The organism is Streptomyces sp. NC-S4 (genome assembly GCF_054353315.1).
In genome coordinates, this window is sequence record NZ_CM135937.1 from 1,953,836 (window position 1) to 1,975,511 (window position 21,676).

The 21,676-nt window shown below is 70.9% G+C and carries 20 protein-coding genes; 4 read left to right on the plus strand and 16 right to left on the minus strand.

Annotation, left to right across the window (positions count from 1 at the left end; translation table 11 throughout):
• Window positions 1-4 precede the first annotated feature (4 nt).
• Entirely contained in the window at window positions 5-715 is a 711-nt protein-coding gene (locus ACXNSR_RS08280) for an MBL fold metallo-hydrolase (protein ID WP_458641487.1), read from the minus strand.
• A gap of 163 nt (window positions 716-878) precedes the next feature.
• Here ACXNSR_RS08280 and ACXNSR_RS08285 point away from each other — a divergent pair, with 163 nt between their 5' ends.
• The gene (locus tag ACXNSR_RS08285; protein ID WP_458641488.1) at window positions 879-1,670 is read left to right on the plus strand and encodes a peptidylprolyl isomerase; all 792 of its coding nucleotides are present in this window, start codon (window positions 879-881) and stop codon (window positions 1,668-1,670) included.
• 191 nt (window positions 1,671-1,861) lie between these two features.
• Window positions 1,862-3,091, plus strand: a complete 1,230-nt coding sequence (locus ACXNSR_RS08290) for a DUF349 domain-containing protein (protein WP_458641489.1) — start codon at window positions 1,862-1,864, stop codon at window positions 3,089-3,091.
• A gap of 66 nt (window positions 3,092-3,157) precedes the next feature.
• On the opposite strand, the gene ACXNSR_RS08295 is transcribed toward ACXNSR_RS08290, so the two are convergent.
• From ACXNSR_RS08295 to ACXNSR_RS08350, 12 genes are all read right to left on the minus strand, one after another.
• Window positions 3,158-5,578 (minus strand): RelA/SpoT family protein, encoded by a 2,421-nt coding sequence (locus tag ACXNSR_RS08295; protein ID WP_458641490.1) that lies wholly within the window; start codon window positions 5,576-5,578, stop codon window positions 3,158-3,160.
• 307 nt (window positions 5,579-5,885) lie between these two features.
• A complete protein-coding gene (locus ACXNSR_RS08300; RefSeq protein ID WP_458641491.1) occupies window positions 5,886-6,440 on the minus strand; it encodes an adenine phosphoribosyltransferase in 555 nt (184 codons plus the stop codon).
• Complete coding sequence (secF, locus tag ACXNSR_RS08305; protein ID WP_458641492.1) at window positions 6,437-7,492, minus strand: protein translocase subunit SecF; 1,056 nt, start codon at window positions 7,490-7,492, stop codon at window positions 6,437-6,439. The genes ACXNSR_RS08300 and secF overlap by 4 nt, the downstream gene beginning before the upstream one ends.
• A 3-nt stretch (window positions 7,493-7,495) precedes the next feature.
• Window positions 7,496-9,286, minus strand: coding sequence for a protein translocase subunit SecD (secD, locus tag ACXNSR_RS08310; protein WP_458641493.1), 1,791 nt, complete (start codon window positions 9,284-9,286; stop codon window positions 7,496-7,498).
• A gap of 153 nt (window positions 9,287-9,439) precedes the next feature.
• Window positions 9,440-9,892, minus strand: coding sequence for a preprotein translocase subunit YajC (gene yajC, locus ACXNSR_RS08315; RefSeq protein WP_458641494.1), 453 nt, complete (start codon window positions 9,890-9,892; stop codon window positions 9,440-9,442).
• Between the two features lie 165 nt (window positions 9,893-10,057).
• Window positions 10,058-11,119, minus strand: coding sequence for a Holliday junction branch migration DNA helicase RuvB (gene ruvB / locus ACXNSR_RS08320; RefSeq protein ID WP_458641495.1), 1,062 nt, complete (start codon window positions 11,117-11,119; stop codon window positions 10,058-10,060).
• A gap of 153 nt (window positions 11,120-11,272) precedes the next feature.
• Complete coding sequence (gene ruvA, locus ACXNSR_RS08325) at window positions 11,273-11,896, minus strand: Holliday junction branch migration protein RuvA (protein ID WP_458641496.1); 624 nt, start codon at window positions 11,894-11,896, stop codon at window positions 11,273-11,275.
• Window positions 11,893-12,423 (minus strand): crossover junction endodeoxyribonuclease RuvC, encoded by a 531-nt coding sequence (ruvC, locus tag ACXNSR_RS08330; protein ID WP_458643227.1) that lies wholly within the window; start codon window positions 12,421-12,423, stop codon window positions 11,893-11,895. Before ruvC ends, ruvA begins: the two co-directional genes overlap by 4 nt.
• A 165-nt stretch (window positions 12,424-12,588) precedes the next feature.
• Entirely contained in the window at window positions 12,589-13,341 is a 753-nt protein-coding gene (locus tag ACXNSR_RS08335) for a YebC/PmpR family DNA-binding transcriptional regulator (protein ID WP_458641497.1), read from the minus strand.
• 57 nt (window positions 13,342-13,398) lie between these two features.
• Window positions 13,399-13,992 (minus strand): pyridoxal 5'-phosphate synthase glutaminase subunit PdxT, encoded by a 594-nt coding sequence (pdxT, locus tag ACXNSR_RS08340; RefSeq protein WP_189740209.1) that lies wholly within the window; start codon window positions 13,990-13,992, stop codon window positions 13,399-13,401.
• Between the two features lie 7 nt (window positions 13,993-13,999).
• Window positions 14,000-14,917, minus strand: coding sequence for a pyridoxal 5'-phosphate synthase lyase subunit PdxS (pdxS, locus tag ACXNSR_RS08345; RefSeq protein ID WP_030706266.1), 918 nt, complete (start codon window positions 14,915-14,917; stop codon window positions 14,000-14,002).
• Between the two features lie 148 nt (window positions 14,918-15,065).
• Window positions 15,066-15,608, minus strand: a complete 543-nt coding sequence (locus tag ACXNSR_RS08350; RefSeq protein ID WP_382600462.1) for a LemA family protein — start codon at window positions 15,606-15,608, stop codon at window positions 15,066-15,068.
• Window positions 15,609-15,717: 109 nt separating this feature from the next.
• Between ACXNSR_RS08350 and ACXNSR_RS08355 the strand changes: the two genes are divergently transcribed.
• Window positions 15,718-16,323 (plus strand): hypothetical protein, encoded by a 606-nt coding sequence (locus ACXNSR_RS08355; RefSeq protein WP_458641498.1) that lies wholly within the window; start codon window positions 15,718-15,720, stop codon window positions 16,321-16,323.
• 4 nt (window positions 16,324-16,327) lie between these two features.
• Here the strand turns inward: ACXNSR_RS08355 and ACXNSR_RS08360 are convergent, their stop codons facing one another.
• From ACXNSR_RS08360 to pgsA, 3 genes are read right to left on the minus strand one after another with little or no spacing between them, the layout of a single operon-like run.
• Window positions 16,328-17,500 (minus strand): glycosyltransferase family 4 protein, encoded by a 1,173-nt coding sequence (locus ACXNSR_RS08360; RefSeq protein WP_458641499.1) that lies wholly within the window; start codon window positions 17,498-17,500, stop codon window positions 16,328-16,330.
• Window positions 17,500-18,402: a phosphatidylinositol mannoside acyltransferase gene (locus tag ACXNSR_RS08365; RefSeq protein ID WP_458641500.1), complete on the minus strand. Its 903-nt coding sequence runs from the start codon at window positions 18,400-18,402 to the stop codon at window positions 17,500-17,502. The genes ACXNSR_RS08360 and ACXNSR_RS08365 overlap by 1 nt, the downstream gene beginning before the upstream one ends.
• A complete protein-coding gene (gene pgsA / locus ACXNSR_RS08370) occupies window positions 18,402-19,067 on the minus strand; it encodes a phosphatidylinositol phosphate synthase (RefSeq protein ID WP_033222568.1) in 666 nt (221 codons plus the stop codon). The genes ACXNSR_RS08365 and pgsA overlap by 1 nt, the downstream gene beginning before the upstream one ends.
• A gap of 325 nt (window positions 19,068-19,392) precedes the next feature.
• On the opposite strand from pgsA, the gene ACXNSR_RS08375 reads away from it, so the two are divergent.
• On the plus strand, window positions 19,393-21,588 hold the full coding sequence (locus tag ACXNSR_RS08375) for an elongation factor G-like protein EF-G2 (RefSeq protein WP_458641501.1): 2,196 nt from the start codon (window positions 19,393-19,395) through the stop codon (window positions 21,586-21,588).
• Window positions 21,589-21,676 lie beyond the last annotated feature (88 nt).

A 21,676-nucleotide genomic window follows, 5' to 3' on the forward strand; every position in this document is an offset into this window, starting at 1 on the left:
CTCGTCACATTCCTCGTCGTGGAGCGGCGGTGCCGTCTCCGAGCCCGGCGGCGACTTCCCGGAGGTACGGGTTGGTCGCGCGCTCGCGGCCGATGGTGGTCTGGGGACCGTGGCCGGAGAGCACCACGGTCGAGTCGTCGAGCGGCAGGCACACGCGGCCCAGCGATTCGAGCATCTCGGCGTGGGAGCCGCCGGGCAGGTCGGTGCGTCCGATGGAGCCGGCGAAGAGCAGATCGCCCGAGAAGAAGACCGGCGGGATGTCGGCCAGCTCGGGCATCCGGAAGGTCACCGACCCCTTGGTATGCCCGGGCGCGTGCGCCACGGAGAACTCCATTCCGGCCAATTTCAGGGTGGCGCCGTCGGCCAGCTCGCGGACGTCGTCCGGCTCCCCCACGGTCAGTTCGCCCATGAGCGGCATCCCGATGGACCGGCCGAGGGCCTTCTCCGGGTCGCTCATCATGTAGCGGTCCTCGGGGTGGATCCAGGCCGGTACGTCGTGTGCTCCGCACACCGGGACCACCGAGGCCACATGATCGATGTGGCCATGGGTCAGCACGACCGCGACGGGCTTGAGCCGATGCTTCTTCAGCGTCTCCTCGACACCCTGGGCGGCCTGGTGGCCCGGGTCGATGATGACGCACTCCTCGCCGGCGGCGGGGGCGACCACGTAGCAGTTGGTGCCCCAAGCGCCTGCGGGGAACCCGGCAATCAGCACGTTCGTCCTCAATCGTCGTCCGGCGGGAGGTTCGGGAGGTTGCAGACAGGAATCCTGCTGCTCAGAGCCTACCGGCGCCGCTCATTACACAGCGAACCCATATACGGTACGGCCTAGCCCCAGCCCGGACAGCAGTATCAGACACGTACAAGGAGACGACCCGGTGGTCACGAGCGATCAGCGGCGGCGACAGCTCGCCAGGGAGAAGTACGAGCGCCAGCAGAAGCGCCGGGTCGAGGCCCGGAAGAAGAGCCGCCAGCGGGCGGCGGTGATCGGCGCGGCCGTGGCCGTGGTGATCGCGACGCTGGTCGGCCTGATCGTGGGCGGTGTCTTCGACAAGGACAAGAAGGACCAGGCCGCGGACCCGTCCGCGAACCCGTCGGCATCGGCGAGCGAGCCCGCGCCCAAGCAGTCCCCCTCGCCGGAGATGGCGATCGACCAGAAGGCGAAGTACACCTTCGCGCTGAAGACCAGCGCGGGTGACATCAACTTCACGATGGACGCGGCCAAGACCCCGCAGACCGTGAACTCCTTCAAGTCGCTCGCCGACAAGGGCTACTTCGACAACACCAAGTGCCACCGGCTGACGGCCGGCGGGATCTTCGTACTCCAGTGCGGCGACCCCGAGGGCACCGGCCGCGGCGGCCCGGGCTACAACATCCCGGACGAGAACCTGGACTCGCTGGGCAAGGCCAACGACCAGGGCCAGGTCGTCTACCCGGCCGGCACGGTGGCGATGGCCAACACGGGTCAGCCCGGCTCGGGCGGCAGCCAGTTCTTCCTGGTCTACAAGGACAGCCCGCTGGCGCCGTCGTACACGCCGTTCGGCAAGATCGACGCGGCCGGCCTGAAGGTCCTCGAGGAGATCGCGAAGGCCGGTACGGTCGACGGCGGCCAGGACGGCGCGCCCAAGACCGAGGTGAAGATCGAGAAGGGCACGGTCACGCAGAACTGACGTGACGCGCCGACCCCGGGCCCGGCCGGCCCGCCGCCAGTACGCCGATATTGCGTCGTGCGGGATGCGGACAGCCGGCCCGGCGGTCGCCTATGTTGGCGTTGTGCAGGGCGGGCGCTGCCCGCCCCAGGAAACTGTGGACGATGCCCAGGGGGTGAACCCCTCGCAAGGCATCAGGTGGAGGAGGCGCTGTGAGCAGCGACCCGTGGGGCCGAGTCGACGAGACGGGCACCGTGTACGTGCGTACTTCCGATGGCGAGCAGGTCGTCGGATCGTGGCAGGCCGGCACCCCTGAGGAGGCCCTGGCCTATTTCGAGCGCAAGTACGAGGGCCTGGTGGTCGAGATCGGCCTCCTCGAAAAGCGGGTGCGGACCACTGATCTGTCCGCCAAGGACGCCCAGACGGCGATCGACCACCTGCGTACGCAGGTCGACGAGCACCATGCCGTGGGCGACCTGGACGCTCTGCGCGTGCGGCTGGACAAGCTGGTCACGACCGTGGAGTCCCGGCGCGAAGAGCGCAAGGTGGCGAAGGCCAAGCAGACGGACGAGGCCCGTGCGGCCAAGGACGCGCTGGTCGTCGAGGCCGAGCAGCTGGCGCAGAGCGACCAGTGGCGCAGTGCCGGTGAGCGGCTGCGCGCCCTGGTGGACATCTGGAAGGGGCTGCCGCGTCTGGACCGCAAGTCGGACGACGAGCTGTGGCACCGGTTCTCGCACGCGCGTTCCGCCTTCTCCAAGCGCCGCAAGGCGCACTTCGCCTCGCTGGACGCGCAGCGCGAGGATGCCCGCAAGGTCAAGGAGAAGCTGGTCACGGAGGCCGAGTCGCTGTCGAAGTCGACCGACTGGGGTCCGACGGCCGCCCGCTACCGCGAGCTGATGGCCGACTGGAAGGCGGCGGGCCGGGCCCAGCGCGAGTCCGAGGACGACCTGTGGAACCGCTTCCGCGGTGCGCAGGACGTGTTCTTCGCGGCCCGCAGCGAGGTCTTCGCGGAGCGTGACGCCGAGCAGATCGAGAACCTGAAGCTCAAGGAGGAGCTGGCCGACGAGGCCGAGAAGCTCGTCCCCGTGACGGACCTGAAGGCGGCCCGTGCCGCGTTCCGCTCCCTCAACGAGCGCTGGGAGGGCATCGGCCACGTGCCGCGGGACGCCCGGCCGAAGGTCGAGGGCCGGATGCACTCGGTCGAGCGCGCGATCCAGGAGGCCGAGGAGGGCGAGTGGCGTCGTACGAACCCGGAGGCGCGGGCCCGTGCGGCCGGTCTGACGGGTCAGCTCCAGGCGGCGGTCGACAAGCTGCGTGAGCAGATCGACGCGGCGCGCGCGGCGGGCAACAACGCCAAGGCCGACAAGCTGTCGCGCGAGCTGGAAGGCCGCCAGGCGCTGCTGGACCAGGCGCTGAAGGGCCTGGAGGAGTTCGGCGGCTGACAGCCGGCCGCCCGGGCATGTGCGAGGGCCCCGGTACGGATCTCCGTACCGGGGCCCTCGTACGTGTTACGGCCTGCGGGCCGAGGTCACGCGGTAGACGTCGTAGACGCCCTCGACGCCCCGCACGGCCTTCAGGACGTGCCCGAGGTGCTTGGGGTCGCCCATCTCGAAGGTGAACCGGGAGGTGGCCACCCGGTCGCGTGAGGTCTGGACGGCCGCCGAGAGGATGTTGACGTGCTGGTCCGACAGGACCCGGGTGACGTCCGACAGGAGCCGGGACCGGTCCAGCGCCTCGACCTGGATGGCGACCAGGAAGACGGAGGACTGGGTGGGCGCCCACTCGACCTCCAGCATCCGCTCGGGCTGCTGGGAGAGAGAGTCGACGTTGACGCAGTCCGCGCGGTGAACCGATACGCCACTGCCGCGCGTGACGAACCCGATGATCGGGTCGCCCGGCACCGGGGTGCAGCAGCGGGCCAGCTTGACCCACACGTCGTCGACGCCCTTGACGACGACACCCGGATCGGCGTTGGTGCGCCGCTTGCGGCCGCGCGCCGGCGGGATCGATTCCTCGATGTCCTCGTTGGCCGCTTCCTCGCCGCCGAGGGCCGCCACCAGCTTCTGTACGACGCCCTGCGCGGCCACGTGGCCCTCGCCGATCGCCGCGTACAGGGACGAGATGTCCGGGTAGCGCATCTCGTGCGCGAGGGTGACGAGCGAGTCGCCGGTCAGGATGCGCTGGATCGGCAGGTTCTGCTTGCGCATGGCCCGGGCGATGGCGTCCTTGCCGTGCTCGATGGCCTCGTCGCGACGCTCCTTGGAGAACCAGGCGCGGATCTTGTTGCGGGCCCGCGGGGACTTGACGAAGCCGAGCCAGTCGCGGGACGGTCCGGCGCCCTCGGCCTTGGACGTGAAGACCTCGACCAGGTCGCCGTTGTCGAGGTTCGACTCCAGCGGGACCAGGCGGCCGTTGACCCGGGCCCCTATCGTCCGGTGGCCGACCTCGGTGTGGACGGCGTACGCGAAGTCCACGGGGGTGGCTCCGGCGGGCAGCGCGATGACGTCGCCCTTGGGGGTGAAGACGAAGACCTCGTTGCGGGAGAGGTCGAAGCGCAGCGAGTCGAGGAACTCGCCCGGGTCCTCGGTCTCCTTCTGCCAGTCCAGCAGCTGGCGCAGCCAGGCCATGTCGTTGACCGTGTCCTGGCCGGCGCTGCCCTTGGCGGCCTGCGGGACGTCGGTGCGGACCTTGGAGGTGCCGGCGACGGTCTGCTGCTTGTACTTCCAGTGCGCGGCGATGCCGTACTCGGCGCGGCGGTGCATGTCGAAGGTGCGGATCTGCAGCTCGACGGGCTTGCCGCTGGGTCCGATGACCGTCGTGTGGAGCGACTGGTACATGTTGAACTTGGGCATCGCGATGTAGTCCTTGAACCGGCCGGGGACCGGGTTCCATCGCGCGTGCACGGTGCCCAGAGCCGCGTAGCAGTCCCGGACGGTGTCGACGAGGACGCGAATGCCCACCAGGTCGTAGATCTCCGCGAAGTCGCGGCCGCGGACGATCATCTTCTGGTAGACGCTGTAGTAGTGCTTCGGGCGGCCCGTGACGGTGGCCTTGATCCGGGCGGCCCTGAGGTCGACCTGCACCTCGTCGGTGACGACGGCGAGGTACTCGTCACGCTTGGGCGCGCGCTCGGCGACCAGGCGGACGATCTCGTCGTACATCTTCGGGTAGAGGATCGCGAAGGAGAGGTCCTCGAGCTCCCACTTGATCGTGTTCATGCCCAGCCGGTGGGCCAGCGGGGCGTAGATCTCGAGGGTCTCGCGGGCCTTCTTCTCCTGCTTCTCCCGCTTGAGGTAGCGCATGGTGCGCATGTTGTGCAGCCGGTCGGCGAGCTTGATGACCAGGACCCGCGGGTCCTTGGCCATCGCCACGACCATCTTGCGGACGGTCTCCGCCTGGGCGGCCTCGCCGAACTTCACCCGGTCCAGCTTGGTGACGCCGTCGACGAGCAGGGCCACGGCGTCGCCGAAGTCGCGGCGCAGGTCCTCCAGGCCGTACTCGGTGTCCTCGACGGTGTCGTGCAGCAGACCGGCCATCAGGGTGGCCGGGTCCATGCCGAGCTCGGCGAGGATCGTGGTCACCGCGAGCGGGTGGGTGATGTACGGGTCGCCGCTCTTGCGCTTCTGGCCGCGGTGCCAGCGCTCGGCCACCTGGTAGGCCTGCTCCAGCTGGCGCAGCGTCGACGTCTCGATCTTCGGGTCGTTGCTGCGGACTATGCGGAGCAGCGGCTCCAGAACCGGGTTGTACGGGTTCGATCGCTGTACGCCCAGCCGGGCGAGACGGGCGCGCACCCGGTTGGAGGACCCGGCGGACTTCGTCGGCGCGGGCTTGACCGGCGGCGCCGGCGGGGGCGTGGCGGGGGCCGCCGTGGTCTGCTCGGCCTGCGGGTCGGGCTGCGCGGCGGAGATTGGCTGGACCTCGTCTGGCAAGAGCGCTCCTCACGGGGGTCCCCCCGGACGGAGTCCCGGGGGAGGGTCCGGTGCCCGTGTCCGGTCCGGACAACCCATGGTAGCGAGCGTTACGTCACCCCGTTCCCCGAGGCTCCCCCACGCCCGACCCCGGCCCCGCAGGTGCACCCGACGCTCCTTCGGCCCCGCGGACCGCCAGGCACCCCTCCAGCCCCGCCGGCGTTTGAGGCGCGGGGGTCCGGGGGCGGCGCCCCCGGCAGCGGCGCCGCACGCGAAAGCGGCGGGCACCCGGAAGAACCGGATACCCGCCGCTTCGGCAGAGCAGTACTCAGACCACGATCAGCGCGTCCAGCGGAGCCTCGCCCAGGGCGGGCGCCAGCTTGGCGCGTCCCGGGAGGAAGGACAGCTCCATCAGGACCGCCACGCCCGCGACCTCCGCGCCGGCCCGCCGGATCAGCGAGAGCGAGGCCTCGGCGGTACCGCCGGTGGCCAGCACGTCGTCGATGACCATCACCCGGTCACCGGCCGACAGGTCCTCGGCGTGGACCTCGATCTCCGCGGTGCCGTACTCCAGCTCGTACGACTGCGCGAGCGTCGCGCCCGGCAGCTTTCCGGCCTTGCGCACCGGCACGAAGCCGATCCCGGCCTGCACGGCGACCGGAGCCGCGAGGATGAACCCGCGCGCCTCCAGGCCGACGATCTTCGTCGCGCCGTACCGTCCGGCCAGCTCCACCAGCGCGTCCGTCAGCGCGGCGAACGCCTCGGGGTCCGCAAGCAGCGGGGTGATGTCCTTGAACATCACGCCCGGCTTCGGGTAGTCCGCCACGTCCTTGATCCGGCTGAGGAGCAGCTTGCGCGCGTCCTCGGTCAGCGCCGCGGTCAACGTCGCCGTCCCGGCCGGCCCTGCGCCACGACCTGCGGCTCGTCCTCGGCCTCGTAGGCCTCGTCCGGGGACTCGCCCTTGGCCGCCGCGGCCGCCCGCTTGGCGAGCACCCGCTTCTTGAGCGCCTTCATCGCCGGCTCGCGCTCCTTGAGGTCCACGACCAGCGGGGTCGCGATGAAGATCGAGGAGTACGCACCGGCCGCGAGGCCGACGAACAGCGACAGCGAGATGTCGTTCAGCATGCCGGCGCCCAGGAAGCCACCGCCGATGAACAGCAGCGCGGCGACCGGGAGGAGCGCCACGACCGTGGTGTTGATCGAGCGGACCAGGGTGCCGTTGATGCTGCGGTTGGCGATCTCGCTGTACGTCCAGCGGGTCTGCTTGGTGAGGTCCTTCGAGCTCTCCTTGAGACCGTCGAAGACGACGACGGTGTCGTAGAGGGAGTAACCGAGGATCGTCAGCAGACCGATGACCGTGCCCGGCGTGACCTCGAACCCGACGAGCGCGTACACGCCGACGGTGATGGTGAGGTCGTGGATCAGCGCGATCAGCGCCGCGACCGCCATCCGCCACTCGAAGGCGATGGCCAGGTAGATCACGACGAGGACCATGAAGACCCCGAGACCGGTCCAGGCCTTGTTCGCGATCTGCTCGCCCCAGCTGGGGCCGACCAGGTCGGCGTTGATGTCGGCCTCGCTGACCTTGAGGTCGGCGGCGAGGACCTTCTTGACATCGGTCGCGGCGGCGGTGTCCAGACCGGAGATCTGGATCCGCAGTCCGCCGGTGCCGAGCTGCTGGACGATCGCGTCGTGGCCAGAGGCCTTCTCCGCGACCTCCGTCGCCTTGGCCACCGACACCGAGGACTTCGAGGTGGTGAAGACGGCACCACCCTTGAACTCGATGCCCATGTTGAGGCCCTGGACGGCCAGGGCGACGATCGCCGTGATGGTGATCAGGATGGAAACGCCGTACCAGAGAAAGCGCTTGCCGACGAAGTCGTAGCCGACCTCACCGCGGTACAGCTTGGCGCCGAGATCTCCCAGCTTCGACATCTCTCACGCCTCCTTTGCGTCGACGGGGGCGGGGGCGGAACCGGTACGGCGGGACCGGCGCAGCGGGGGCTTGGCACCCAGCCGCTTCGGGTCCAGCCCGGACCACGGGTGACCGCTGGCGAAGAACTTCGTACGCGCCACCAGTGTCATGACGGGCTTGGTGAAGAGGAACACCACGACCACGTCGAGCAGGGTCGTAAGACCCAGTGTGAACGCGAAGCCCTGGACCTTGCCCACCGTGACGATGAAGAGCACCGCGGCGGCCAGGAACGACACGAAGTCGGAGACCAGGATCGTGCGACGGGCGCGCGGCCACGCGCGCTCGACGGCCGGACGCAGGGTGCGGCCCTCGCGGATCTCGTCCCGGATGCGCTCGAAGTACACGATGAACGAGTCCGCCGTGATACCGATCGCCACGATCGCGCCGCAGACGGCCGGCAGGTTCAGCGCGAAGCCGATGCCCTTTCCGAGCAGCGACATGATCGTGTAGGTCAGGATCGCGGAGACCAGGAGGCTGACGATGGCGATGAACGCCAGGCCCCGGTAGTACACCAGCAGGTAGATCACCACGAGGAGCAGGCCGATGGCGCCGGCGATCAGGCCGGCCTTCAGCTGCTCGCCGCCGAGCGCGGCGGTGACGGTGGTGACGCTGTCCTCCGTGAAGGTGAGCGGCAGGGCGCCGTACGAGAGCATGTTGCCCAGGTCCTGCGCGGACTGCTGGGTGAAGCCGCCCGAGATCTCGGCGTTGCCGCCGGTCAGCGCCTGGCTCACGGACGGGTCGGAGATGACCTGCCCGTCGAGCACGATCGCGAACTGGTTCTGAGGCATCTGCTTGGTGGCCAGCTCACCGGTGATCTTGGCGAACTTGTCGGCGCCCTTGTCGGTGAACTGCATGGTGACGATCCACTGGCCGCGCTGGGGGTCGATCTGACCCTTGGCGTCCTTCACGTCCTGGCCGTTGACCTGGGCCGGGCCGAGGATCCACTTCCCCCAGGCGTTACCGCGCTGGCCGCACGCGACCATCGGCTCCTCGGGCTTGGCACCCGCGCCGGCGGCGGCGCGCTGCGCCTCGTCGTTGCAGTCCAGCGCCGCGAACTTGGTCTGGAGGGCCGCCGCGGCGGCCTCGTCACCGGTCGCCGGCGTGGAGGCGGAGGCGGAGGGCGACGGGGCCTTGGTGTCGTCTGCCTTCTTCGACTCGCTCGCCGAGGGCGAGGGAGTGGGCGCGGCCGGGGCCTTGAGGGCCTCACTGAGCGCGCGGCCCTGGGAAGTGGCGCTGGACGACGGGCTGGCGGAGGGGCTGGTCTTGCCGTCTCCGGCCTTGGGAGCCCCGGAGCCGCTCGCGGAGGGGCTCGGGCTCGCGGTGCCCTCGGGGGCGGCCGGGGAGCCGTCCGCGAAGGCGAGAACCGGGCGGAAGTACAGCTGGGCGGTCGTACCGACCTGCTCGCGCGCCTGCTGCTCGTTCGTCCCCTTGGGGATGTTCACGATGATGTGGTCGCGGCCCTGGGTCTGGACCTCCGCCTCGGACACGCCGAGACCGTTGACGCGGCGGTCGATGATGCCGACCGCCGTGTTCATGTTGGTCTCGTTGATGGCGCTCTCTTTGCCGGGCTCGCTCTTGGCCTTGAGCGTGATGCTCGTGCCGCCGGCGAGGTCGATGCCCAGCCTGGGAGTCGTCTGCTTGGAGAGGAACATCCCCGCGGTGAGCGCCACCATCGCGATCAGGATGATCGCCAGGGCGCGCCCCGGCCTCCCCTGAGCCCCCGTGGGCCGCCGGCCCTTCTTCGGTGCTGCCACCTTGTCGTTTCTCCCTGTCCAACCGTCCCGCGCCGGGTCAGCGCGGGGACGGCCACGAAATGTGTGGTGGGGACCCCTGCCCCCCGCAGAAGTGTCACAGACGGGGACCGTGCCGGTCGCCGGTCGGGCGCCTCCACGGTCCCCCGCCGCGCGTTACTTCGCGCCGGCCTCGCCGTCGGACTTTCCGTCCTTGGGCTCGTCGTCGCCCTTGGGCGCGTCCTCGTCCTTCTTGCCCAGGTCGAGCTTGGGAGCCTCGTCCTCGTCCTTGGTCAGCGAGGAGGCGTCGTCCGGGACGACCGGCGTGTCGGTCGCCTCGTCGTCCTCGATGCCGTGGACGATGCGGTTGTACTCCGCGTCCTCCAGAACGGCACCGATGGCGTTCTTCGCGAAGATCGCGTGGACGCCGGGAGCCAGCTCCAGGGTGACCGTGTCGTCACCGATCTCCTTCACCGTGGCGTACATGCCGCCGATGGTGCGGACCCCGGTGCCGGGCGTCATGTGGTCGCGCATCTGCGCGGCTGCCTGCTGCTTCTTCTTCGCGGAGCGGGTCATCAGGAACATCGCCCCGATGAGCACGATGAACGGGAGGAGTGTCACGAGATTCACGGGACGGAGATCCTTCGCACGACCGCACGCGGACGGCGGCCTTTTCTACGGGGGTGGGCACACCGACCCGAAGGGTCGGCATCGGCGGAGTCTAGGCGAGTCCGCACCGATGGAACAACGCCCAGCATGGCACCGCAGTTCCTGGGGGCGCGAACCTCCGCGCCGTCAGGCCCCGAACAAGCCCTGTTGTCCGCTTGATCCACTCCCGCCGTGCTGCGGCGGTACGAGCCCCAGGTGAGCCCATGCGGCAGGGGTCGCCACCCGTCCCCTGGGGGTACGCGCGAGCAGCCCCTCGCGGACCAGGAAGGGCTCCGCGACCTCCTCCACGGTCTCCCGCTCCTCACCGACGGCCACGGCGAGGGTGGACAGGCCCACGGGCCCGCCGCCGAACAGTTTGAGGAGGGCCTCGAGAACGGCGCGATCCAGTCGGTCGAGGCCGCGCCCGTCCACCTCGTACACCTGGAGGGCGGTACCGGCCACCTCGCGGTTGATCACGCCGTCCGCCCGGACCTGGGCGTAGTCGCGGACGCGGCGCAGCAGGCGGTTGGCGATGCGCGGGGTGCCGCGGGAGCGGCCGGCGATCTCGGCGGCTCCCGCGCTGTCGATCTCCACGTCGAGGAGGCGGGCGGAGCGGTGGATCACGCGTTCCAGCTCCTCGGGGGCGTAGAACTCCATGTGCCCGGTGAAGCCGAAGCGGTCGCGCAGCGGCGGGGGCAGCAGGCCGGCCCGGGTGGTGGCGCCGACCAGGGTGAAGGGCGGCAGCTCCAGCGGGATCGCGGTGGCCCCGGGGCCCTTGCCGACGATCACGTCGACGCGGAAGTCCTCCATGGCCATGTAGAGCATCTCCTCGGCGGGCCGGGACATGCGGTGGATCTCGTCGAGGAAGAGGACCTCGCCCTCCTGGAGGGAGGAGAGGATCGCCGCCAGGTCACCCGCGTGCTGGATGGCGGGGCCGGAGGTGATGCGGATGGGCGCGCCCATCTCGGCCGCGATGATCATGGAAAGGGTGGTCTTGCCGAGGCCGGGCGCACCGGAGAGCAGGACGTGGTCGGCGGTGGCTCCGCGCTGCTTGGCGGCCTTCAGGACGAGGTCCAGCTGCTGGCGGACCTTCTCCTGGCCGACGAACTCGCCGAGGTCCTTGGGGCGCAGCGCCGCCTCCACGGCGGTGTCCTCGCCGTCGGCGGCGGCCGCCACGATCCGGTCGTCGCTCTCGTCTTCCCAGTTCACGCTGTCAGTCTGCCTTCTCGGTTCGTACGGTGGTCGGTCGCCTGCGGGCCGGTCCCTGCGGGGCTTTCCCCCGCCCCGCCCTTTCGCCGTTTCCCGGGCGCTGCCCGGACCCGCTCCTCGATCGCCGGAGGGGCTGAACGTGGCGTCGCGCGGCTAGCGGGCCCGGTTCAGGGACTGGAGGGCCGCCCGCAGGAGCTGCGGAACGGGGGCCGAACCGCCGGCGGCGATGGCGGCCTCCGCCTGCGGCGTCACCGTCACCACGGCCTCCTCCGCCTCCCGGGACGCGTAGCCGAGGCCGATCAGGGCGGCGGAGAGCTGCTCGGTCCAGGGTGCGGGCGCCGACGCGACCGCGCGCTGGGCACCCACGACCGGGGCGGGGGCGCCCAGCTTGCCCTTGAGCTCCAGCAGCAGCTTCTGCGCGCCCTTCGGCCCGATGCCCGGTACCGCCGTCAGCGCCTTCGCGTCGCCGGAGGCGAAGGCCGCCCGCAGGGCGTCCGGGGTGTGCACGCCGAGCATCGCCTGTGCCACGCGCGGTCCGACGCCGCTCGCGGTCTGCAGGAGCTCGAAGACCTGGCGTTCGTCGTCGTCGGCGAAGCCGTAGAGGGTGAGCGAGTCCTCGCGTACGACGAGGGAGGTGGCCAGCCGGGCCTGCTCCCCCATCCGCAGGCCGGCGATCGTGGTGGGCGTGCACTGCACGGCCATGCCCACTCCCCCGACCTCGATCACGGCCAGGGTGGGGGCGAGCGCGGCGACCGGGCCGCTGACGAAGGCGATCATCGGGTACGGCCTTTCGAGGCGTGCAGGGCGACCGCCTGCTGGAGGCGGTTCTGGGCGGGGGCCCGCCAGATGTGGCAGATGGCGAGGGCGAGCGCGTCGGCGGCGTCCGCCGGTCTGGGTGGTGCGTCCAGTCTCAGCAGCCGGGTGACCATGGCGCCGACCTGGGCCTTGTCGGCCCGGCCGCTGCCGGTGACGGCGGCCTTGACCTCGCTGGGGGTGTGCAGGGCGACCGGTATCCCGCGGCGGGCGGCGCACAGCATCGCGACGGCGCTCGCCTGGGCGGTGCCCATCACGGTGCTGACGTTGTGCTGGCTGAACACCCGCTCCACGGCGACGACTTCGGGCCGGTGCGTGTCGAGCCACTCCTCGATGCCCTGTTCGACGGCGACGAGCCGGTGGCCCAACTCGGCGTCAGCGGGGGTCCGTACGACCCCCACGCCGAGCATGGTCAGCGGCCGTCCGGCCACGCCCTCGACGACGCCGACACCACACCGCGTCAGCCCCGGGTCGACGCCCAGCACTCGCACCACCGCCACCTCCTCATTCGCGCAGGTGTGCAGGCTACCGGCCGCCTGTGACAGCGGCCCCGACCGCACGGACCGACCCGCCGGGCCGGGGGCGCCGGAAGTGCCGGGAGCGGAAACGACGGTGGGCCGACGGGGTGTCCCCGTCGGCCCACCGTTGACGTCCGGTCAGGCGTCGACCTTCTCCATGACCTCGTCCGAGACGTCGAAGTTGGCGAAGACGTTCTGCACGTCGTCGCTGTCCTCGAGCGCGTCGATCAGCTTGAAGATCTTGCGCGCGCCCTCTTCGTCCAGCTCGACCTGCATGGTCGGCAGGAAGTTGGAGTCGGCCGAGTCGTAGTCGATACCGGCCGTCTGGAGCGCGGTACGGACCGCGACCATGTCCGTGGCCTCGCTGATGATCTCGAAGCTGTCGCCGAGGTCGTTGACCTCTTCGGCACCCGCGTCCAGCACCGTCTCCAGGACGTCGTCCTCGGAGAGCTCGCCCTTGGGGAGCAGGACGACACCCTTACGGTTGAACAGGTACGAGACCGAGCCCGGGTCGGCCATCGAACCGCCGTTGCGGGTCATGGCGACGCGCACGTCGGACGCGGCACGGTTGCGGTTGTCGGTGAGGCACTCGATGAGCACCGCGACCCCGTTCGGACCGTAGCCTTCGTACATGATCGTCTCGTAGTCGGCGCCGCCGGCCTCGAGGCCGCCGCCGCGCTTGACCGCGGAGTCGATGTTCTTGTTCGGGACCGAGCTCTTCTTGGCCTTCTGGATGGCGTCGAAGAGCGTCGGGTTGCCGTCGATGTCGGCACCGCCCATACGGGCCGCGACCTCGATGTTCTTGATCAGCTTCGCGAAGAGCTTGCCGCGCTTGGCATCGATCACGGCCTTCTTGTGCTTCGTCGTAGCCCATTTAGAGTGGCCGGACATCCGCCTGTCTCCTTCGCGTAACCAACAGTGTTCGTCTCCGATCCTACCGGGAGCCCGTCACAGCCCCGCGCGCACCATGTCGACGAAGTACGCGTGAACGCGGTCGTCCCCGGTCAGCTCGGGGTGGAACGAGGTCGCCAGGACGTTGCCCTGACGCACGGCGACCGTGTGGCCGTCGTAGGTGGCGAGCACCTCGGCGGCGGCGCCGACGGACTCGACCCAGGGCGCGCGGATGAAGACGCCCTCGACCGGACCGCCCGCTATGCCCGCGAAGTCGATCTTCGCTTCGAAGGACTCGTTCTGGCGGCCGAACGCGTTGCGGCGGACGATCATGTCGATGCCGCCCAGGGTCTCCTGGTCCTCACGGCCGTCCAGGAGCTTGTCCGCCAGCATGATCATGCCGGCGCAGGTGCCGTACACGGGCATACCGGCCGCCACGCGCTCGCGCAGCGGCTCCAGCATGCCGAACAGCACGGCGAGCTTCGACATGGTGGTGGACTCGCCGCCGGGGATCACCAGGGCGTCGACCTCGGCGAGCTCCTCGGGACGCCGGACCGGCCTGGCCACGGCGTCCGCCGCGGCCAGGGCGATCAGGTGCTCCCGTACGTCGCCCTGGAGCGCCAGGACACCGATCACGGGGGTGTTCGTCATGATGGGACTACCAGCCGCGGTTGGCGTAGCGCTCGGCCTCGGGGAGGGTGTCGCAGTTGATGCCGACCATGGCCTCGCCCAGGTTGCGGGAGGCGTCCGCGATGATCTTCGGGTCGTCGTAGAAGGTGGTGGCCTTCACGATGGCGGCGGCGCGCTTGGCCGGGTCGCCCGACTTGAAGATGCCGGAGCCGACGAAGACGCCCTCGGCGCCGAGCTGGCGCATGAGCGCGGCGTCGGCGGGGGTGGCGACGCCACCGGCGGAGAACAGCACGACCGGGAGCTTGCCGAGCTCGGCAACTTCCTTGACGAGCTCGTACGGGGCGCGCAGCTCCTTGGCGGCGGCGAACAGCTCGTTGTTGTCGTAGCCGCGCAGGCGGGCGATCTCGTTCTTGATCTGGCGCAGGTGGCGGACGGCCTCGACGACGTTGCCCGTGCCGGCCTCGCCCTTCGAGCGGATCATGGCCGCGCCCTCGGCGATGCGGCGCAGGGCCTCGCCCAGGTTGGTGGCGCCACAGACGAAGGGGGTGGTGAACGCCCACTTGTCGGAGTGGTTGACCTCGTCGGCCGGGGTCAGGACCTCGGACTCGTCGATGTAGTCGACGCCGAGGGACTGCAGGACCTGGGCCTCGACGAAGTGGCCGATGCGGGACTTGGCCATGACCGGGATCGAAACGGCCTCGATGATCTCTTCGATCATGTTGGGGTCCGACATGCGCGCGACGCCGCCGTCCTTGCGGATGTCGGCGGGAACCCGCTCCAGGGCCATGACGGCCACGGCGCCGGCGTCCTCGGCGATCTTCGCCTGCTCGGCGTTGACCACGTCCATGATCACGCCGCCCTTCAGCTGCTCGGCCATGCCGCGCTTGACGCGCGAGGTGCCGATCGCCGACTCGGCGGACTGGGGGGAGGTGGGAAGCGTGCTCACGGATTGACCTCACTCGGAAGGAAGACGGGTGCTGCTCGTACTACTCGGCCGAGGAAACCCCAGAGGATCAGTCCACTACAAGGGCCAATGTGGAGCCTGTGGCTCCTTGATTTGTCCCTCGCGGCCCTTTGAAGCCCTCGAAGGTGGCCTAGGCCGGCCGATCCGCAAGATCCACCGGGGGTTCGTCGTCCATTTCGAAGGCGAGCGGGAACGGCGCGTGCCCCGCCAGTCTGAACCAGCGGACCTTGCGGTGACGGCGCAGCGCGCGGGCGGCCCGTACCGAGTCGTTGAGGAAGCGACGCGCCATCGGAACCCGGCGGACGGCCGCCGCCAGCTCCTCGGTCGCCTCGGCACCGCCGGGGGCCGCCTTGAGCACGTCGACCTGGTCGGCATCGGCGAAGACCGCCCGCAGCGCCTGGCTGAGCTCGCTCTCGGCCACCTCGCGGTGGTCCTCCTCGGCCTGCCGGGCGGCGTGCGCGGCCTCGTAGAGCACCAGGGAGGAGGCGGGGTCGAGCACCCCGGAGGTGGCCACCTCCAGCACGACGGAGGCCCGCCGCACCAGCTGCGCGTCGAGCGCGGCCCGCGCGGCGTCCATCCGCGAGTGCAGCCGGTCGAGCCGGCCGGCGGTCCAGCTGAGGTAGACCCCGATGACTCCGAGAGCCAGGGCGATCCAGACAAGGGTTTCGATCACGCTGCGCGACCCTACCGCTCCACGCGGCCCCGGCCCCCATCGCCCCTGGCCCGGGCCGCTCCCGGCCCCGTAGGGTTCATGATCCAGACCTATCGGGGGGACAAGACTCATGAGGCCGCACCGCAGAACGACGGCACGCGCACTGCTGGGGGTGGCCGCCGCCCTCGTGGCGGGCGCGCTGGTGGCCGGCACCCTGGCCGCTTGCATCTGGGGCGGATCGGACGGCGGTCTCGTCGTCCTCGGCAAGGTCCGGGGCCACTTCGTCACGATGTGCTGGCTCGCACTCGTCGCCGTGATCGGGGCGGTCCTGCTGGGAGCGCGGAAACCGGCGACGCGCCTCGCCGTCGCCCTCCCGTTGGCCGTGATCGGCGTGCCGGTCCTGTGCATCGCCACCTTGCTGGCCGTGCTGACGGGCGGGGAAGTGCGGACGCGAGACCTGGCGTCCCCCGGCCGGGACGACCGGCGGCTGGTCATCGAGCAGGAGCGGGCCGGGATCGACCCGGTGTGGACGGTGTACGTCCACCAGGGCAGCGGGCTCCTGGAGCGCCGCTGGACCGTCGGTTCCTTCAACGGCGACGCCCCGTACTACGCACTGGGCGAGACGGTGTGGACGGCCCCCGACCGGATCCGCATGACCACCGGGGGCGGGGAGGTCCACGAGGTGACCGTCGCCCCCGGCGGGCGGCCCGACCGGACCGTCTCCGCCGGGTGGTGAGTCCTCAGGAGGCGGTGGTGTCCTTCGAGAAGCCCAGGCGGGTGCGGAGGGGAACGCGTTCGTCCGTGGCCACCGCCGCGGCGCCGTCCGTCACCGTTTCGTAGACCGCCAGGATGTCCGCGCCGACCGTGGACCAGTCGAAGCGGCGCACGTGCGCCGAGCCGCGGGCGCTGAGCCCGGCGCGGCGCTCCGGGTCCCGCAGCAGGGCGATCGCCGCCGTCGCCAGCGCGTCGGCGTTCTCGTTGGCGAAGAGGTCGCCGGCCCCGCCCTGGTCCAGGACCTGCGCGAAGGCGTCCAGGTCGGAGGCGAGCACGGCCGCGCCCGCCGACAGGGCCTCCACCAGGATGATGCCGAAGCTCTCGCCGCCGGTGTTCGGGGCGACGTACACGTCGACGCTGCGCAGCAGCCGTGCCTTGTCCTCGTCCGAGACCATCCCGAGGAATTCCACGCGGGCGCGGAGGTCCGCCGGGAGGGAGGCCACCGCCTCCTCCTCGTCGCCGCGGCCCGCCACCAGGAGGCGTACGTCCGGGCAGGCCTCCACGATCTTCGGGAAGGCCGCCATCAGCACCGGCAGGCCCTTGCGGGGCTCGTCGATCCGGCCGATGAAGCCCAGGGTCTGCCCGGACCAGTCGGGGTTGGGCTCGGCCTTGGCGAAGAAGTCCACGTCGACACCGTTGGGGATGACGACCGCGTCGCCGCCCAGGTGCTCCACCAGCGTGCGCCGGGCGTACTCGCTCACCGCGATCCGCGCGTTGATCTTCTCCAGGGCCGGCTGCAGGATCGGGTACGCCGCGATCATCGCCCGGGACCGGGGGTTCGAGGTGTGGAAGGTCGCCACGATCGGCCCCTGCGCCGCCCAGCAGGACAGCAGCCCCAGAGAGGGCGAGGCCGGCTCGTGGATGTGGATCACGTCGAAGGTGCCGTCGTGGAGCCAGCGCCGCACCCGGGCCGCCGACAGGAAGCCGAAGTTCAGCCGGGCCACCGAGCCGTTGTACGGGACCGGCACCGCCCGCCCGGCCGAGACCACGTACGGCGGCAGCGGGGTCTCGTCGTCCGCCGGGGCGAGCACCGACACCTCGTGGCCGAGGCGGATCAGGTGCTCCGCCAGGTCCCGGATGTGGAACTGGACGCCACCCGGCACGTCCCACGAGTACGGGCACACGATGCCGATCTTCACTACGGGCGCTCCTCCAGGTCGTCCAGCCACAGCCGCTGCAGCATGTGCCAGTCCTCCGGGTGCTCGGCGATGCCCCATGCGAAGGCGTCCGCCACCGCCTGGGTCATGAGGGTGGTCTTCTCGGTCCGGGTCCCGGTCTTCGGCACCTCCACCTCGGGGTGGATCCGGCCGTACATCTTCGGCGTGTCGCCGTAGTGCAGGGTCGCCGGGAGCAGCACCGCGCCGGTCTGCTGGGCCAGCAGCGCCGGTCCGGCCGGCATGCGCGCCGTCGAGCCGAAGAAGTCCACCTCGACGCCGGAGGCCGACAGGTCCCGGTCCGCGACCAGGCAGACCAGGCCGCCGGAGCGCAGCCGCCGGGCGAGGGTGCCGAAGGCGGCGCCGCCGCTGTGCGGCAGGACCTCCATGCCCAGGCTCTCCCGGTAGGCCACGAAGCGGTCGTAGAGGGTCTCGGGCTTCAGCCGCTCGGCGACCGTGGTGAACGGCGCCCCCATGTGGCCGATGGCCCAGGCCCCGGCGAGGTCCCAGTTGGCGAGGTGGGGCAGGGCCACGACCACGCCGCGCCCGGAGTCGAGGGCCTCGCGCAGCAGGTGCTCGTCCCGGAACGTGACGTCGGTGCTGAAGCGCTCCGGGTCCATGGTCGGCAGCCGGAAGGACTCCATCCAGTAGCGCATGTACGAGCGCATGCCCGCCTGCGACAGCTCGCGCAGCCGCTCCGGACCGGCGTCGGGCACCACCCGGGCGAGGTTCGACTCCAGCCGCAGCACGCTCTTGCCGCGCCGCTTCCACGCGAAGTCGGCGATGCGCCGGCCCAGGGCCACGGCGGCCGGTTCGGGCAGCTTCTTGACCCCGGCCCAGCCGAGTCCGTACAGCGAGTCGACCAGCTTGTCCTGTATGGCGCCCATCAGGCCGCGCCGCCCTCGGCGGCCGCGGCCGCCGCGTCGGCCTCGGCGGATTCGCGGCGCACGGTGACCACCCGCTGGATCAGGGTGACGAGGGAGCCCACCGCCACGATCCACAGCGCGATCGGCAGCAGTACGCCGATCCAGGACGGCACGCCGAAGGTCTGCAGCCCGGACAGGCCGGCCGCGACCAGTGAGATCACCAGTCGCTCGGCCCGCTCGATGAGCCCGTTGACGGCCACCGGCAGCCCGATCGACTCGCCGCGCGCCTTGGTGTACGAGACGACCTGGCCGCTGGCCAGGCAGAAGATCGCCACCGCGCACAGCGCGTTGTCGTTCCCGTTGCCCGCGTACCAGAGCGCGAGGCCTCCGAAGATCGCCGCGTCCGCCACCCGGTCGAGGGTGGAGTCGAGGAAGGCGCCCCACCGGCTGGAGACGCCGGCCTGGCGGGCCATGTTCCCGTCCACCAGGTCGGAGAAGACGAAGAGGGTGATGGTGATGGTGCCCCAGAAGAACTCGCCGCGGGGGAAGAACCACAGCGCTCCGGCCACCACTCCGGCCGTGCCGATCAGGGTGACCGCGTCCGGGCTCACCCCCCGCCGGAGCAGAAATGCGGCGAATGGCGTGAGAACACGCGTGAAGAATGCACGCGCGTACTTGTTCAGCATGGCCTTCCCGGAGGGTCGCTGGGCCGCACGGCCACCACGGCCACCGGCTGGCCCATCGTAGCCAGCACGCCACCGCGCGAACGCCGCGCACCCACCGGTTCGTGTCACGTAAGACGTACTTCACGCCGTGGACCGCCTCCCGTGTGCCCCGGGTACGTCCCCGGTACGACGTATGGACGGGATGTGACACCAGTGCAAAGCTCGAAGAATCCCGCTTTCCTCCTCCCTGGAGGAGGCCGGGACACCCGATCCGGACACCGATCGCCCCACCGATCCCCTCACCACCGGACCCTCCTCACCGTCACCACCGGGAGGCACGAGCATCATGGGAGCCACATCACACCAAGCCGGAGCCGCCGGCAGGGCACTGACGGCCGACCGCCCCTCTTCCATCCGGAACGTCGTGCTGGTCGGCCACAGCGGATCAGGCAAGACCACGCTGGTCGAAGCCCTCGCCCTGACCGCCGGAGCGGTCAACCGGGCGGGCCGGGTCGAGGACGGCGCCACCGTCTCCGACTACGACGAGATCGAGCACCGCCGACAGCGCTCCGTCCAGTTGTCCCTCGTCCCCGTCGAATGGGGCGGAATCAAGATCAATATCCTGGACACCCCCGGATACGCCGACTTCGTCGGGGAACTCAGGGCCGGTCTGCGCGCCGCGGACGCGGCCCTTTTCGTCGTCTCGGCCTCGGACGGGATCGACGGCGCCACCCGCATGGTCTGGGACGAGTGCGAGGCCGTCGGCATGCCCCGCGCCATCGTCGTGACCCACCTGGAGGCCGCCCGCTCCGACTACACGCAGATGACCACCGTCTGCGGTGAGATCTTCGGCGCCGACGACCCCGACGCGGTCGTCCCCCTCTACCTCCCCCTGCACGGCCCGCCCGGCCCGGACGGGCACGCCCCCGTCACCGGTCTGCTCGGCCTGCTCTCCCGGCGCGTCTACGAGTACGCCTCCGGCGAGCGCGTGGAGCGCGACCCGGATCCCGCCGAGCTCGCCCTCATCACCGACGCCCGCGCCCGGCTGATCGAGGGGATCATCGCGGAGAGCGAGGACGAGAGCCTCATGGACCGCTACCTGGGCGGCGAGGAGATCGACCTCAAGACCCTCGTCGACGACCTGGAGCGGGCGGTGGCGCGCGGCACCTTCCACCCCGTCCTGATGGCCGCCCCCGCCACCGACGGCGCCCGCCAGGGCCTGGGCACCGTGGAGCTCCTCGAACTGGTCACCGGCGGCTTCCCCACTCCCCTGGAGCGCGCCGCCGTCACCGTCACCCGCCCGGACGGCTCCGCCCGCCCGGACGTCACCTGCGATCCCGACGGCTCCCTCGTCGCCGAGGTCGTCAAGACCTCCTCCGACCCCTACGTCGGCCGGGTCTCCCTCGTACGCGTCTTCTCCGGCACCCTGAAGGCCGAGGACACCGTCCACGTCAGCGGGCACGGCCTGGCCGACCGCGGGCACGAGGACCACGACGTCGACGAGCGGGTCGGCACCCTCTCCTCCCCCTTCGGCAAGCAGCAGCGCGTCCTCACCCGGTGCATCGCGGGCGACCTGGCCTGCGTGGCCAAACTGACCCGCGCGGAGACCGGCGACACCCTCTCCGCCAAGGAGGACCCGCTCCTCATGGCGCCGTGGACCATGCCCGACCCCCTGCTCCCCCTCGCCATCGAGGCGCACAGCAAGGCCGACGAGGACAAGCTGTCCCAGGGCCTGGCCCGGCTCGTCGCCGAGGACCCGACCATGCGGCTGGAGCAGAACCCGCACACCCACCAGGTCGTCCTGTGGTGTCTCGGCGAGGCCCACCAGGACGTGGCCCTGGAGCGGCTGCGCACCCGCTACGGCGTCCAGGTCGACCCCGTCCCGCACAAGGTGAGCCTGCGCGAGACCTTCGGGGGCAAGGCCGCCGGGCGCGGCCGGCACGTCAAACAGTCCGGCGGACACGGCCAGTTCGCCATCTGCGAGATCGAGGTGGAGCCGCTCCCGCCCGGCAGCGGCATCGAGTTCGTCGACAAGGTCGTCGGCGGCTCCGTGCCCCGCCAGTTCATCCCGTCCGTGGAGAAGGGCGTACGGACCCAGGCGGCCCGCGGGGTCGCCGCCGGCTACCCGCTGGTCGACGTGCGCATCACCCTCCTCGACGGCAAGGCGCACTCGGTGGACTCCTCCGACGCCGCCTTCCAGACGGCCGGCGCCCTCGCCCTGCGGGAGGCCGCCGCCGAGGCCCGGATCGACCTCCTCGAACCGGTCGCCGAGCTCGCCGTCGTCGTCCCCGACGAGTACGTCGGCCCGGTCATGAGCGACCTCGCCGGCCGCCGAGGCCGTGTCGTCGGCACCGACCAGGCCACGCCGGGGCGCACGCGGGTGCGCGCCGAGATCCCGGAGATCGAGATCGGCCGCTACGCCGTCGAGCTGCGCTCCGTCTCGCACGGCACCGGCCGCTTCGCGCGGGCGTACGCCCGCCACGAACCGATGCCGCCGCAGATCGCGGAAAAGGTGCGCGAACAGGCTGAGAAGGGAACCTGATTGGTGTGACACCGGGTCGGCCGCCCACCCAACCAGCTTGCGGTGGGCGGCATTTCCCTGTCCCATGACCACGGGGTGAGATCCGCCG